Source organism: Paenibacillus sp. Aloe-11 (assembly GCF_000245715.1).
Classification (GTDB): Bacteria; Bacillota; Bacilli; order Paenibacillales; family Paenibacillaceae; genus Paenibacillus; species Paenibacillus kribbensis.
In genome coordinates, this window is the sequence record NZ_JH601050.1 from 325,322 (window position 1) to 339,355 (window position 14,034).

Below are 14,034 nucleotides of genomic sequence, written 5' to 3' on the forward strand. Positions count from 1 at the left end.
CTTATGTGTAAAACAGTGTTGGCAAATAGCGTAAGTTTGCGGCTTTCGGTATAATATAGATATAAGTGAAAGGAGTAGTGAAGTTGGACTCTAAAATTTTTAAAACCCTTGAATACCAAAAAATTCTAAATAAACTAAGTCACTATGCCCAAACGGCAGCAGGCCAGCAAACAGCTCTTCGGCTACAGCCCAGCGATGATTTGGAGCATATCAAGAAAATGTTGAAAGGCACGGATGAGGCCTATGCAGCTGATCGGCTCAAAGGAGTGCCTTCATTTAACGGGGTGGTGGACATTACTCCGGCGGTGAAACGCGCACGTATTGGCGGAACGCTGAATCCGCAGGAACTGCTTGGCATTCGGACTACAGTGCAGGCTGCACGTCGTATACAGGTGTACGTAGCAAGTTTGCATGAGGAAAATCCTGTCGAAACCTTGCTGTTTTGGAGTGAGCAGCTTTCAGAGCAGAGAAGCTTGGAAAACTCGATTAAAGGCTGCATTGACGAAAACGCAGAGGTGCTGGATTCTGCCAGTACAGAGCTTTCGCAAATTCGCCGGGAGCTGCGCTCAGGTGAAGTGCGTATTCGTGAAAAGCTGGATTCCATGATTCGTTCCTCCACCGTCTCCAAAATGCTACAGGATCAGTTGATTACAATTCGTGGAGATCGTTTTGTAATTCCGGTTAAGGCTGAATACCGCTCTTATTTTGGCGGAATTGTGCATGATCAATCCGGGTCCGGTGCAACGCTGTTTATCGAGCCTGAATCGATTGTTGCTATGAACAACAAGCTGAGGGAAACACGGCTGAGAGAAGAACGTGAAATTGAAGTCATTTTACAAAAGCTAACCGCACTTGTCGCCGAACAAGCGGATATGCTGCTGTATGATGTGGACATTTTGGGCAATCTTGACTTTATTTTTGCAAAAGCGCGTCTCGCCCGTGAAATGAAGGCCACCTTGCCTTTGATGAATGATCGCGGATACTTGAAGCTGAAAAAAGGCAGACATCCTCTGATCCCGTTGGAGCAGGTCGTTCCCATTGACGTAGAGCTGGGTAATTCCTACACCTCCATTATCGTTACGGGACCGAATACAGGGGGGAAGACAGTTACTCTGAAGACCATCGGTCTGCTAAGCTTGATGGCGATGTCAGGACTTTTTGTACCTGTTGAGGATGAAAGTCAGCTATGCGTATTTGATGCCATCTATGCGGATATTGGTGACGAGCAGAGCATTGAGCAGAATTTGAGTACCTTTTCCAGCCATATGACCAACATCATTAGCATTCTGAAAAATATGACACCTAAAAGCCTTGTGTTGCTTGATGAGGTAGGAGCAGGAACAGATCCGGCGGAAGGCTCGGCGCTGGCTGTATCGATTTTGGAGCATATGCATGCAATGGGTTGCCGTATGGTTGCGACGACTCACTATAGTGAATTGAAGGCGTATGCCTATGAGCGCAAAGGAATCATTAATGCAAGCATGGAGTTTGATGTCGCTACATTAAGTCCTACTTATCGTCTTTTGGTCGGTGTACCTGGACGAAGCAACGCTTTTGCCATTGCCGAGCGATTGGGCTTGCCGAGCCGTATTTTAGACTATGCCCGTGGCGAGGTAACGGAAGAAGATCAGCGCGTCGAGCACATGATTGCGTCACTGGAGCAGAACCGTTTGACGGCTGAGCAGGAACGGGAAAAGGCCGAGCAGCTGCGTAGGGAAATGGAAGCATTGCGCAGCCGTCACCAGACTGAGCTGGATAAGCTGGAGTCACAACGGGACCGTATGCTGGAAAAAGCAGAGGATGAAGCAAGAGTTCTAGTAGATAAGGCCCGTAGCGAAGCAGAGAAGATCATTAGCGATTTACGCAAACTGGCTCAGGAAGAAGGAGCTTCTGTTAAGGAGCATAAGCTGATTGCAGCCCGTAAAGAGCTGGATGAGGCTGAACCTAAGCAACGCAAGAAGAACACGGTCAAACGTGCTGCTACACGCACTCGTTCTATTATGGCCGGAGATGAGGTAACTGTTCATAGTCTGAACAAAAAAGGCCACGTGGTCGAACTGTCTGGAAGCAAGGAAGCTGTCGTTCAACTGGGTATCATGAAAATGAAGGTCAGTCTGGATGATTTGGAGCTGCTGCAGCCTGCCCAAACGCCTGCACCAAGGGTCCAAAAGCCAGTCACAGGCGTCAAACGAACGAGGGATGATAATGTACGCAATGAGCTTGATCTTCGGGGAGCGAATGTCGAGGAAGCTCTGATCGAGGTAGATCGCTTCATGGATGAAGCATTTTTAGCCAATCTCGGTCAGGTTCACATTATTCATGGCAAAGGCACGGGGGTTTTGCGCACCGGTATTCAGGAATATCTTCGCAAACATAAGCATGTGAAAAGCTACCGCATTGGCAATTACAATGAAGGCGGCACAGGGGTAACTGTTGCTGAATTGGAATGAGCTACGGGGTTGCCGGCTTCTGCCGGTAATGCTCAGTAGAACGGGAGGGACGAAGTGAAGATGGCGATTGATGAATTGCTGTCACATCCGTTGGGAATGATGCTGGGCTATTTCTCGGTGGCGGTGCTGGAGCTGATTGTATTTTTGTCATGCTTTGAGCTCGTAACCCGGTATAAATGCTGGGAAGAGATCAAGCGTGGAAATATTTCGGTAGCGATGGCTACGGGCGGGAAAATGTTCGGCATCTGCAACGTGCTCCGCTTTGCCATGGAAGCCAAATCCAGTGTGTATGATACGATGATTTGGTCGTTCGTTGGTTTTTTACTGCTGCTTGCGGCGTATTTTCTGTTTGAGTTTCTGACACCGGTATTTTCTATCGATCAGGAGATTAAAGAGGATAACCGCGCTGTCGGCTTGTTCTCCATGATTATTTCGATATCGTTATCTTATGTCATTGGTGCTAGTGTGACTTGACACATCCTGTATACTAAAGCTTGGTATACGCTTGGGAACGGAAGGATGATAAAGCTTGGAAATGACTATTTGTCCATGGTGTAGCATGGAAATTATTTGGGATGAAGAACTGGGCCCTGAAGAAGAGTGTCCTTATTGCCATAATGACCTGAAGGGATACTCAGACATAAATGATGATGAAGATGAGGCAGAGTCGGCTTCTGCGTCTGTACACAGACATGCACCTGAGCATCGGCACGAGCATACAAAACACGATCATGCTGCATCTGGCAGCTCATTGCTCCATTCTCATGAGAAGGAAGCATTAAAGGGCTATCGTACACTGAGCATTCAGCTTGGCGATGATGAGGAGCAGGATATTTTATATGAAGCCGAGGATGAAGCGGTAGTTGAAAAGCCAGAGGGCGCCCCATTGTTGCAGGACAATGAACTTCATAAGATGCCTGTGCTGCATACCCTGCAAAAATTTGAAGAAAGCGGTGCGGATTTGATGGCTTATGAGCAAGGCGCTGAACAAATACTAGATGGACAGGATGAAGTTCTTGAATGCTCCCAGTGCGGTGAATATATGCTGCATGCGGGATTGCAAACTGTAACCGGAGAAGGCTTTAAACCGTCACTCTCTCCTGTGCTTGGCCGACCTGTTCTGGATTTGCCGTTTGTCATAAATGTTTATGTGTGTCCGAGCTGCTTCCATGTTCAGCAGACGCTTTCAGAGGATGACCGACTGCGGATGCTGGAGAAGCTCAGCGGTATTTCCAACAATTAAATAGTTAACTCCCCGGATAGTTCCTAGCTCAATAGGGGCATCTTAAATCGAAGAAATCTTAAAGCAAGCTGACTTGTATGTCATAAGCTGATGGGTGATTTTCGGTTAGGGGGAACTGCATTGAAATCAAACCTAAACGGACAATCCATTCTGCTGCTAAGCCTGAATGGATTGTTTGTCTTTGCAGCAGCTTTGTCCGGCACTTTTCTTAACGTGTATTTGTGGAAAAGCAGGCAGGACTACGCAATGATCGGTTGGTTTAATGTCAGCCAGCAAATTGCGCTGGGAATTATGGTCTGGGTGGCTGGAAAATGGGTCAAGGAACATAACAAAATGAATGCTTTGCGCGTAGGGACCGCCATGTCCGGCTTATTTTATTTGGTCGTATTATACACGGGACCGCAGGCTGTAAACTACATATGGCCGCTCGGGATGTTGTTGGGGGCAGCGCTGGGTTTATTCTGGCTGGCGTTTAATGTGATTTTTTTCGAAGTCACAGACCGGGTAAGCCGTGATCATTTTAACGGCTGGGTGGGCTTGCTGGGCTCATTTTCTGGCATTGTGGGTCCTTGGCTGTCCGGCTGGATTATTGCCCGAATGGAAGATGATGCCGGTTATCGCGTGATCTTCAGCATTTCACTGGCATTTTATGTCGTGGGGGTGGTGCTGAGTTTCTTTCTGCGTAAGCGCAAAACGACAGGAAAATACAATTGGAAGGAGCCTAAGCAACGATTGTCACAAAAAGAAAGTATGTGGCGTCCGTTGTCGTTATCCCTTGTTGCACAGGGTATCCGTGAAGGTGTTTTTGCCTTCCTGATTACACTGCTTGTGTATGTAGTGACAAAGCAGGAGTGGAAGCTGGCACAGTTTTCATTTATTACGTCGGCGGTTTCATTTTTCAGCTTTTGGGCTGCCGGCAAATGGCTCAAGCCCCGTTATCGATCGGCTGGAATGCTGCTGGGTGCCGTGCTGCTGGTCATTGTGATTTTACCGTTATTATGGCGTATGGAGTACAGCACCCTTCTGATTATGGGGATCGGCACCTCGTTGTTCATGCCTCTGTACTTGATTCCTATGATCTCGGCAAGCTTTGATCTAATGGGAACGAGCAAAGGAGATGCCAATCAACGAGTGGAACTGGTTGTACTGCGTGAACTATGCCTCATGGTTGGCCGATTGACCGGAACGTTAATTTTTTTGGGTGTGTTAAGTATCAGCAAGGCTCCTGGAGCGATGATTTGGCTGCTGATTGGACTTGCATTAGTACCGGTGGGTGGATGGTTTTTTATGCGAAATGTGCTAAAAATGGAACAAAAAGAGAATCAAAGCGCGACTCGTTCCAAAACACAGCGCTGGCAGAAGCAAACCGAATAGTCTGAAAAGACAATTAAAAACCTCCAGTCCACTTTAGACGTGGACAGGAGGTTTTTCGCGGTACATATGATTAAACCACTGGCTTCGTTGTATCGGGCGATGGGCTGGCGGTACGGGTTAGTGAAAAAAGCTCCATTTCTGGTCGGTGTGTGCCTGTCAGCTCATCAGCCAACAGCTGTGCGGCTATCATGCTGGTAACCGTTCCGTTTCCTCCGTATCCTTCTAAAAAGTAACAGTTTGGGAAGCGCGGATGCGGACCAATATACGGCAGTCCGTCATGGGAGGAGCCGAACACGGCAGCCCATGCATAATCAATCTGAAATGGCACATCGGGAAAATGCTCCTCTAACGCTTGCAGCAGATTTTTCTGTTGGTGCAGCAGCCTGATTTCACGCTGGTTTGAGTTCAGCACAGGCTCATCCAAACCGCCGATAATGATACGTCCTTCCCGGGTTGAGCGTATGTACAGATAGGGGCGTGCGGTTTCCCAGATCAGGCACTGCTCGTGCCACAAAGATGAATTCCCAACAGGATTGGTGACGATAGCATAAGAGCTTTCGAGTATGGCTCCGCGATCCTTTTTGATCTCCTGAGTTTCATATCCTGTGGCAAAAATGACTTTTTTCGCCCGAATGGTTCCATCGCTGGTATGGCAAACGACCTCATTTTCGCCAAATTCCAAATGCTTGGCTTCCGTATGCTCATACAAGCGTACACCAAGACGGTTCGCGGATTGCAACAATCCTTGGGCAAACCGAAATGGATTAACCTCGGCATCCTCGTGGGTGTACAATGCCGCCGGCCTTCGAAAGGGAAACCGGGCAGCCACCTGCTGCTTATCCCAGTACTCCACCGGGAATCCAAACCTGGTTAGCTGCTTGTATTCTTCCTGGAGCACCTGTACATCCTCCGGTGTACTCGCATAGTACAGGCTGCTGCGTCGAATAAAGTAAGGATCGATATCCAGTGTGGTGGCCAGCTTTTCCAACTGATCCAGAGCATCCTTGCACATACGGTAAAACAGCACGCCGTTAGCCTCACCAAACGTATGGATGAAAGAGGTCAAGGTCTTATCATTGCTATGTTTCAGCAATCCGGTATTCGCTAAAGAACTTCCATGAGCCAGCTTGCGCCTGTCGATAAGCACTGTATTCACCTGTCGTTCTCCCAACAGCCGAGCGCAGAGCGACCCGCTCATCCCGCCTCCGATAATCAGCACGTCACAATCCAACTCCTCTGTCAAAGGCGGAAAGTCCAGCGGCTGCTCCAACGTATCCGGCCAATAGGTAATCCCACTAATCAGATCCATATAAATTGCGCTCCTTATAGGCAAAATGTAGTATCTCATACATGTCGTACATAGTATTTCGCGAAACGGACAAGATAACCAGCGTGCAACAAAACATTTTAAGGAGGCACAGACTATGCAATCTATGAACATGCAACCTTTGACTGGCAAAGAGCTGGAGTACATCGTGGACTCCATTTCTAATGAAGAACTTTTGCTCAAGCAATGTGCGGCGACAGCAGCGTCTATTCAGCAGCCAGCCATTCAACAAGTCTGCTTGCAGTTCGCGAGAACGCACGAACACCACATGAACCTGCTCTTAAATGCCCTTCAACAGCACCAGCAGCTTGCTCCTATGCAACCGCAGCAGTAATTTAGCACTCACCATAAAGGAGGTATGACAGGATGTATCCACAGAACAATATGTCATTTATGCCCGCAGAAGATTTGCTCCATACCATTCTTGCTGATTTGAAACGTACAGTTGGGGAGTATACAACGGCGACTACCGAATCCAATTGTTCATCTGTACGCCAGATGTTCACTGACCTTACGAACGATACATTGCGTGCGCAGGGCGATTTGTATCGCCTGATGAGTCAGAACAATATGTATTCTGCCTCGTCCAAGGCACTGCGCGTCGATTTGGACAAACAGATTCAAGAAGCTCGCAAGAAACAACAGGAATGCCAGCAGTTCATTCAGCAAAAATCGTCCTCGGCAGGAGGATATGGTCAGCCTATGCATCAACAGGGCCAGCCTTCTCATCAGCACAACCCTTATTATATGTAAACGCGACATTCCATCCTTAAAGCAATTTCCCATAACAGCCGTCCGTCTGCCGGGTTTACCGGGGCGGACGGTTTTTCTTTGCAGGTTTAAAGTACGTATTGTATGATGTATAGTAATCTCTTTTGATGGAGGCCTTATGTAGAATGACAGAACTGGATGATTTGAAATTAAAAGTACTGGAATTGTTAAAAGAAGATGCAAGAAGAACACCGACTTTGCTGGCTACTTTGCTGGGGGTTGACGAGCAGGATGTGCGTGAATCAATTAAAGAGCTTGAAGACCAGCATGTGATTGTCAAATACGCCGCTGTGGTCAATTGGGATAAAGTCGACGACGAGAAGGTTACTGCTTTGATCGAAGTACAGATTACACCTGAGCGTGGAAGAGGCTTTGAAGGCATTGCCGAACGGATCTATTTGTATCCGCAAGTGAAATCGGTTTATCTCATGTCCGGGGCATACGACTTGCTGGTGGAAGTTGAAGGCCGCAACCTCCGTGAGGTCGCTAATTTTGTGTCTGAAAAGCTGTCACCTATTGACTCCGTATTGTCCACCAAGACCAATTTTACGCTTAAAAAATACAAGCAGGACGGAATTATCTTTGAGGACCATCAGGAAGATAATCGTCTGATGATTTCGCCGTAAAGGAAGATCATGATGAATCTCAAATCAGAAGCATTTACCGATAGCAACAAAGCCATGAGTTCCTATTTGTCCCCGCTGGTACGTGAAATCCCTTCTTCGGGTATTCGCAAGTTTTTTGATTTGGTGGGGAGCAACAAGGATATTATTACCCTTGGGGTAGGTGAACCGGATTTCACCACTCCTTGGCATATGCGGGAAGCCTGCGTCTATTCGTTAGAGCGAGGCTTTACCAGCTATACGTCCAACGCGGGAACACCTGAATTGCGTGAAGCGATTAGTGAATATCTGAATGAGCAATTTGATGTCCGTTATGACCCGAAAAAGGAAATTATTGTGACGGTTGGTGGTAGCGAGGCGATTGATCTTGCCTTGCGCGCATTAATCGTACCCGGCGATGAAATTCTCGTCCCTGAGCCGTGCTATATTTCATATTCTCCAATCACTTCGATTGGGGGCGGGATTCCGGTAGGTATCGAAACATTTGCCAAGGATGAATTCAAACTGACCGCTGAGGCACTGGAGGCTAAAATTACACCTAAATCCAAGGTGCTGATTTTATGCTACCCGAGCAATCCGACTGGAGCTACGATGACTTATGAAGATTGGCTTCCGATTGCCGAACTCGTGGAAAAGCATGATTTAATCGTTATTTCGGATGAAATATATGCCGAATTGAATTATGGCGATAAGCATGTCAGCTTTGCTTCTGTGCCGGGTATGATGGATCGTACAATTCTCGTTAGTGGTTTTTCCAAAGCCTTTGCCATGACAGGCTGGCGTATTGGATATACTTGCGGGCATCCCGACCTGATTGCTGCTATGCTCAAAATCCATCAGTACACCGTCATGTGTGCGCCCTCCATGGGGCAAGTTGCTGCCCTGGAAGGCTTGCGGAATGGTTTGGGCGAGAAGGATCGTATGGTGGAAGCCTATAACCAGCGTCGCCGTCTAATGGTAGAGGGATTCCGGGACATTGGTCTGGAATGTCACGAGCCGCGAGGAGCTTTCTACGTTTTCCCTAGTATTCAAAGCACGGGACTCAGCTCGGATGAATTTGCGCAGCGCCTTTTGACTGAGGCGAAGGTAGCGGCTGTGCCGGGGAATGTGTTCGGTTTGGGAGGCGAAGGTTACCTTCGCTGCTCATATGCGACTTCTGTCGGTCAGCTGACGGAAGCACTGGATCGGATTGGCCATTTTGTAGAAAAAGTAAAAAAAGAAGGCTAGAATTATTTTTTTATGGTTAAAAAATAGAAAATAGTCTTTTATTTCTAAATTTATATGCTATAATTTGAAATCGAAAGCAGGAAGTTCAATTTTTCAAATTGCAGGAGGAATGCTCATGTCATATGTTGGATATCATTCGTCGCGTTCAATAGGATACGACATTTCCCTGGAAGATGAAATTTTGCTTCTGCGCAATGAGATGATGCAGACGTTTCAGGAAGAACAGTCCTTCACCTCTGATCTTGTTATCGAAATCAGCTGCAAGCTCGATTTGAAAATCAATGAATACATGAAGCTGTATGGTACGGAGTGCAAGGTGTGACCGTGTGCAGTCAGCTGAACGTACGAGGAAGGCCGCAGGGCCTTCTTTTTTTGCGTTCACCACTTATGATATATTAGTGGCATGGAAGAGGGGGCGCACAGATGAGAGCAGGGATAAAATGGCTGTCACCATGGATTATCGGAATGCTGGCACTCGTACTATTAGCAGGATGTGGTGAACGGGACAAAGACAGCTTTTCCATTTTTATTATGGATAAAGGGGATGCTTCAGTCGTTCGTGATGAGCTGACACAAAAGCTCAAGGATAAGCTGGGCGGGCAGGCTCCCAATATTGAAATTTCAGTTAGCCCGCTGTACAACCAGCAGAAACTGGTCGTTGAGTATGCGGCTGGGGAGCATGATCTGTTTCTTTTACCGGAAGAGGATATGAAGCTGTATGGACAGAATGGCTCGAATCTTCCGTTAGACGATGCCTTTGACAAAAAAACGTATGCTCGGGGTGTGTTCGAGGGCGGTGTATTTGAGAAGAAGGGGCAGGGGGAAGAAGGAACAGATGTGATCAAGGAAACTCATTTATACGGGATTCCCGTGGAGCAGATGAAGATGTTCAAGGATTTAAAATATAACTCAAAAACATTATTTGCTACCGTGCCTCCACGTACAAGCAATAAGGATGAGGCCATCAAGGTGCTGAAAGCACTAACGGAATGATAAAGGGGATGGAGTACGATGGGGATTTATACGAGAACAGGTGATGAGGGACAAACTTCGGTGATCGGCGGTCGAGTGTCCAAGGATGATGACCGTGTGGAGGCATACGGCACAATCGACGAGCTGAACAGCTTTGTAGGACAAGCAATCAGCTTTGCCGAAGGAGAAAAGTTTGCGGATATCCGGACCCAGTTGGAGGAAATACAGCAGGAGCTGTTTGATTGCGGCTCGGATTTGGCATTTGTCAAAATCAATGAAAGCAAATATAAGGTGAAAGACGAGCTGGCAGAGCGGCTGGAAGGCTGGATTGATGCATGTCAGGAGGAAAATCCGAAGGTGGAGCGGTTTATTATACCGGGGGGCAGCACATTGTCTTCTACGCTACATGTTTGCCGTACAGTGTGTCGCCGTGCGGAACGCCGTGCTGTCACACTGGGGAAGCATACGGAAATTAATCCTGCGGTACGTAGGTATTTGAACCGTCTTTCCGATTATTTCTTTGTCGTGGCCCGCACAGCGAATGTGCGTCAGGGCGTACCCGATGTCGAATATGTGCGGAGCAAAAAAGTGTTCCGCAAATAAGGAGGCAATCGGGAATTTGTGATGGACTTGTACTATGAACCTATCGTGTATATGATCCCTCCTGAGGAGGAGGGCATGCTGTTGAAGACAATTTTACAGAAAAGAATGAACATTTCACGGAAGCTGATATCCAAACTCAAGCTAACAGAGCAAGGGATCATGCTGAACGGGACACGAGTGTACATCAGCGTAAAGGTAAAGGCTGGGGATCGGGTGGAAATCCGCATGGAGCGCGAGCGTTCCGATGATATTTTACCTGAACCGATTCCTTTTGACATTTTGTATGAGGATGAGCACCTGTTGGTCGTAAACAAGGCGGCGGGAATCATTGTTCATCCGACACATGGACATTACACAGGCACTCTGGCTAACGGAGTTGTGCATTATTGGCAGTCCAAAGGAGAGCTGTTCCGGTTCCGTCCTGTTCATCGTCTCGATCAGGAGACGACAGGTGTGCTCGTTGTGGCTAAAAATCCGTATGTGCACCAGCATATTTCCGAGCAGATGATTGCGGGAACGGTGGATAAGCGCTACACAGCTCTGGTGCACGGGCATCCTGGGCAACCGGAAGGACAGGTGGATGGGCCGATTGATCGCAATCCGGATGATCCGCATATGAGAATGGTGACTCCGAGTGGTTATCCTGCTCTGACGATGTACAAGCTGGAGGAAGCGTGGAACGAGGGGAGCCGAATGGGTCTAAAATTGGAATCCGGGCGTACGCACCAAATTCGTGTGCATATGACGTACATCGGGTGCCCTTTGATCGGAGACAAAATGTACCGGGCGATACCCGATGACTCAGCGCGTCGTGAGCAATATGAGCAGCTTGATGCCCAGATGCCTCGGCAAGCGCTGCATGCCTCGGAACTGTCCTTGGTGCACCCTGTGACAGGGGAGCGACTGACGTTCTGTGCTCCTCTACCGGATGATATGGCCAAAATGCAGGAGCTGTTAAGAAACAAAATGGAGGATTAACCTAATGAGCCAGTTGAAAATATACCAGTATTCCAAATGCAGCACCTGCCGTAATGCAGTAAAATGGCTGCAAAACAAAGGATATGAGACGGAACTGATTCCTATTTTTGAACAACCGCCCGGACCGAAGGAGCTGGAAGATTTGATCCGTAAAAGCGGACTGGAGCTCAAGAAATTTTTCAATACGAGCGGTGAGGTTTACAAGGAGTTAAAATTGAAGGACAAGCTCGGAGATATGAGCCGTGAAGAGCAAATTTCACTTCTGTCCTCGAATGGAAGATTGATCAAGCGCCCCATCGTAACAGACGGGAGCAAAGTCACGGTAGGATTCAAAGAGGAAACATTTGAGGAGGCATGGGGTGCTCAATAACGCCCAATTCCGCTCTGCGATATGGTATACTGTTGGGGTTAAATAATATGAATGAATGGAGCAATACAATCTGTGACACAACGTAATGAACAATCCATAATGCTGGTTGACGGCATGGCTCTGCTATTCCGCGCTTATTATGCAACTGCCGCAAACGGATATATTCGTCGCACAAAAGCTGGAGTGCCAACAAACGCCATATATGGTTTTATTCGATATTTTTGGGATGCGGTCCAAACGTTTAACCCCACCCACGTTATTTGCTGCTGGGACATGGGCGGAACGACTTTTCGCGGGGAGCATTTTGCTGCGTATAAGGGAAATCGAGCTGACGCACCGGATGATTTGGTTCCCCAGTTTACATTGATCCGTGAAGTCACGGACAGTCTTGGCATTCCCAACATTGGAGCTGAAGGCTTTGAGGCGGATGATTGCATTGGCACGCTCGCACGCCATTATACGCAAAATGAGGACATGGATGTGATGATTCTCTCAGGGGATCATGATTTACTCCAATTGGTGGATGAGCGGACACGGGTCATCATTATGAAAAAAGGCCACGGCAACTATATGGTGTATACCCCGGAGACATTATTGGCTGAAAAAGGGCTTAAGCCGCGCCAAGTGGTGGACATCAAAGGCTTAATGGGGGATGCGAGCGACAATTACCCGGGGGTACGCGGTATTGGTGAGAAAACAGCGCTCAAGCTGGTGCAGGAATATGACTCCATTGAAGGTATTCTGGAGAATCTGGATCAGTTGACGCCATCGGTGCGCAAAAAGATTGAGAGCGATCTGGATATGCTGCATCTTTCACGCAAGCTTGCTAAAATTCATTGTGATGTGCCTGTAGCGTGTGCGTTGGACAGCTGTCTGCTGACACTGGATCATGTGCAAATTGTCGACAAGTTTGAGCAGCTTGAAATGAAAAGCTTATGTACGTTGATGGGGGTTGCCACCGGATCATAGATCATAATGAGGCAGCTATGCTTCACATGGTGTATTCAGGCAAAGTGCCTGTGAGGATGCTGACGTTTGGATCGTTAGTGTCCTTCTTTGTGCCATAGGCATTAACAGAGAAACAGTCATGTGAAGGATTATATACAATTGTGATCAGGGGATTGACCTTGAGCACGTTTCAGGTGAATATAGTAGATAGGGAAACGGACAACGATTGAGAGGGGACAGCAGAAGCTATGACAGTATTGGGAGCAATTGAAGCAGGCGGTACCAAATTTGTATGTGGAATCGGCAATGAACAGGGAGAGGTACTGGAGCGTGCGAGCTTTCCAACAACCACACCAGCGGAAACGATGGAGAATGTCATTTCATTTTTTGAAGGGAAGGGTATTGAAGCGCTGGGAGTAGGGTCATTTGGACCGATTGATCCTATCGAGGGCAGTGATACATATGGCTATATTACGACAACACCCAAGCCGCATTGGGGGAATTACAATCTGATTGGCAAGCTGAAGGAGCATTTTGATGTACCGATGGGATTTGACACCGATGTGAACGGAGCAGCATTGGGTGAATCCATCTGGGGCGCGGCCAAGGGATTGGACAGCTGTCTGTACATTACGATAGGTACAGGGATCGGGGCAGGTGCTTTGGTTGGGGGTAAACTGATTCATGGATTATCACATCCAGAGATGGGGCATATTTTGGTGCGTCGTCATCCAGAGGATACTTATGAGGGTACATGCCCTTATCACGGAGATTGTCTGGAAGGACTGGCAGCAGGTCCTTCGCTCGAAAAAAGATGGAAGGTTAAGGGACATGAACTTTCTGTTGATCACCCGGCATGGGAAATGGAAGCGTACTATCTGGCACAGGCTTTGATGAGCTATGTATTAATCCTGTCACCGCAAAAGATTATTATGGGCGGAGGCGTAATGAAGCAGGAGCAGTTGTTCCCGCTTGTTCGCAGCAAGCTTCAAGAGCTTTTGAACGGCTATGTACAGCATCCGAGTCTGACAACAGATATTGATCAATATATCGTAAGTCCGGGATTGGGTGACAATGCCGGATTGTGTGGTGCTCTTGCCTTGGCAAAGGAAAAGCTAAGTCGTTGAGAATTTCTGGTTGACGACGCT

Annotated in this window: 16 protein-coding genes; 15 read left to right on the top strand and 1 reads right to left on the bottom strand. The window is 47.7% G+C overall.

All coding sequences use genetic code 11. The annotated features are described in order from the left end of the window. The first annotated feature begins 83 nt into the window (after positions 1 to 83). The 4 genes from WG8_RS07525 to WG8_RS07540 all read left to right on the top strand — a co-directional run bounded on the left by WG8_RS07525 (position 84) and on the right by WG8_RS07540 (position 5,067). Entirely contained in the window at positions 84 to 2,450 is a 2,367-nt protein-coding gene (locus tag WG8_RS07525; protein WP_007429539.1) for an endonuclease MutS2, read from the top strand. Positions 2,451 to 2,510: 60 nt separating this feature from the next. Then, positions 2,511 to 2,924, top strand: coding sequence for a DUF350 domain-containing protein (locus WG8_RS07530; RefSeq protein WP_007429540.1), 414 nt, complete (start codon positions 2,511 to 2,513; stop codon positions 2,922 to 2,924). A 55-nt stretch (positions 2,925 to 2,979) separates the two neighbouring features. After that, positions 2,980 to 3,693, top strand: coding sequence for a hypothetical protein (locus WG8_RS07535; protein WP_007429541.1), 714 nt, complete (start codon positions 2,980 to 2,982; stop codon positions 3,691 to 3,693). 120 nt (positions 3,694 to 3,813) lie between these two features. Continuing rightward, complete coding sequence (locus tag WG8_RS07540; protein WP_007429542.1) at positions 3,814 to 5,067, top strand: MFS transporter; 1,254 nt, start codon at positions 3,814 to 3,816, stop codon at positions 5,065 to 5,067. Between the two features lie 70 nt (positions 5,068 to 5,137). Here the strand turns inward: WG8_RS07540 and WG8_RS07545 are convergent, their stop codons facing one another. Further along, a complete protein-coding gene (locus WG8_RS07545; protein ID WP_007429543.1) occupies positions 5,138 to 6,376 on the bottom strand; it encodes an NAD(P)/FAD-dependent oxidoreductase in 1,239 nt (412 codons plus the stop codon). Between the two features lie 115 nt (positions 6,377 to 6,491). Here WG8_RS07545 and WG8_RS07550 point away from each other — a divergent pair, with 115 nt between their 5' ends. The 11 genes from WG8_RS07550 to WG8_RS07600 all read left to right on the top strand — a co-directional run bounded on the left by WG8_RS07550 (position 6,492) and on the right by WG8_RS07600 (position 14,013). Further along, a complete protein-coding gene (locus tag WG8_RS07550) occupies positions 6,492 to 6,728 on the top strand; it encodes a hypothetical protein (RefSeq protein WP_007429544.1) in 237 nt (78 codons plus the stop codon). Between the two features lie 32 nt (positions 6,729 to 6,760). Then, a complete protein-coding gene (locus WG8_RS07555) occupies positions 6,761 to 7,147 on the top strand; it encodes a spore coat protein (protein ID WP_007429545.1) in 387 nt (128 codons plus the stop codon). 143 nt (positions 7,148 to 7,290) lie between these two features. After that, positions 7,291 to 7,791, top strand: a complete 501-nt coding sequence (locus tag WG8_RS07560) for an Lrp/AsnC family transcriptional regulator (protein WP_007429546.1) — start codon at positions 7,291 to 7,293, stop codon at positions 7,789 to 7,791. Positions 7,792 to 7,803: 12 nt separating this feature from the next. Next, complete coding sequence (locus tag WG8_RS07565; RefSeq protein ID WP_007429547.1) at positions 7,804 to 9,015, top strand: aminotransferase class I/II-fold pyridoxal phosphate-dependent enzyme; 1,212 nt, start codon at positions 7,804 to 7,806, stop codon at positions 9,013 to 9,015. Positions 9,016 to 9,130: 115 nt separating this feature from the next. Then, positions 9,131 to 9,337 carry an aspartyl-phosphate phosphatase Spo0E family protein gene (locus tag WG8_RS07570; protein ID WP_007429548.1) on the top strand — a complete coding sequence of 69 codons (207 nt, stop codon included), beginning with the start codon at positions 9,131 to 9,133 and terminating at the stop codon, positions 9,335 to 9,337. 101 nt (positions 9,338 to 9,438) lie between these two features. Further along, a complete protein-coding gene (locus tag WG8_RS07575) occupies positions 9,439 to 10,008 on the top strand; it encodes a hypothetical protein (RefSeq protein ID WP_007429549.1) in 570 nt (189 codons plus the stop codon). Between the two features lie 18 nt (positions 10,009 to 10,026). Further along, entirely contained in the window at positions 10,027 to 10,590 is a 564-nt protein-coding gene (locus WG8_RS07580) for a cob(I)yrinic acid a,c-diamide adenosyltransferase (protein ID WP_007429550.1), read from the top strand. A 21-nt stretch (positions 10,591 to 10,611) separates the two neighbouring features. Continuing rightward, the gene (locus WG8_RS07585; protein WP_043890862.1) at positions 10,612 to 11,568 is read left to right on the top strand and encodes an RluA family pseudouridine synthase; all 957 of its coding nucleotides are present in this window, start codon (positions 10,612 to 10,614) and stop codon (positions 11,566 to 11,568) included. Between the two features lie 4 nt (positions 11,569 to 11,572). Beyond that, a complete protein-coding gene (locus tag WG8_RS07590; protein ID WP_007429552.1) occupies positions 11,573 to 11,938 on the top strand; it encodes an arsenate reductase family protein in 366 nt (121 codons plus the stop codon). Positions 11,939 to 12,010: 72 nt separating this feature from the next. Next, positions 12,011 to 12,907: a 5'-3' exonuclease gene (locus WG8_RS07595; protein WP_007429553.1), complete on the top strand. Its 897-nt coding sequence runs from the start codon at positions 12,011 to 12,013 to the stop codon at positions 12,905 to 12,907. 227 nt (positions 12,908 to 13,134) lie between these two features. Further along, entirely contained in the window at positions 13,135 to 14,013 is an 879-nt protein-coding gene (locus WG8_RS07600) for an ROK family protein (RefSeq protein WP_007429554.1), read from the top strand. Positions 14,014 to 14,034: the final 21 nt, after the last annotated feature.

What these genes read in the sequence shown, in the direction of transcription:
- WG8_RS07565 (WP_007429547.1), top strand. Translation starts at nt 7,804, where the DNA reads ATGAATCTCAAATCAGAAGCATTTACCGATAGCAACAAAGCCATGAGT.
- WG8_RS07555 (WP_007429545.1), top strand. Translation starts at nt 6,761, where the DNA reads ATGTATCCACAGAACAATATGTCATTTATGCCCGCAGAAGATTTGCTC.
- WG8_RS07575 (WP_007429549.1), top strand. Translation starts at nt 9,439, where the DNA reads ATGAGAGCAGGGATAAAATGGCTGTCACCATGGATTATCGGAATGCTG.
- WG8_RS07570 (WP_007429548.1), top strand. Translation starts at nt 9,131, where the DNA reads ATGTCATATGTTGGATATCATTCGTCGCGTTCAATAGGATACGACATT.
- WG8_RS07545 (WP_007429543.1), bottom strand. Translation starts at nt 6,376, where the DNA reads ATGGATCTGATTAGTGGGATTACCTATTGGCCGGATACGTTGGAGCAG.
- WG8_RS07600 (WP_007429554.1), top strand. Translation starts at nt 13,135, where the DNA reads ATGACAGTATTGGGAGCAATTGAAGCAGGCGGTACCAAATTTGTATGT.
- WG8_RS07530 (WP_007429540.1), top strand. Translation starts at nt 2,511, where the DNA reads ATGGCGATTGATGAATTGCTGTCACATCCGTTGGGAATGATGCTGGGC.
- WG8_RS07580 (WP_007429550.1), top strand. Translation starts at nt 10,027, where the DNA reads ATGGGGATTTATACGAGAACAGGTGATGAGGGACAAACTTCGGTGATC.
- WG8_RS07560 (WP_007429546.1), top strand. Translation starts at nt 7,291, where the DNA reads ATGACAGAACTGGATGATTTGAAATTAAAAGTACTGGAATTGTTAAAA.
- WG8_RS07590 (WP_007429552.1), top strand. Translation starts at nt 11,573, where the DNA reads ATGAGCCAGTTGAAAATATACCAGTATTCCAAATGCAGCACCTGCCGT.
- WG8_RS07550 (WP_007429544.1), top strand. Translation starts at nt 6,492, where the DNA reads ATGCAATCTATGAACATGCAACCTTTGACTGGCAAAGAGCTGGAGTAC.
- WG8_RS07585 (WP_043890862.1), top strand. Translation starts at nt 10,612, where the DNA reads ATGGACTTGTACTATGAACCTATCGTGTATATGATCCCTCCTGAGGAG.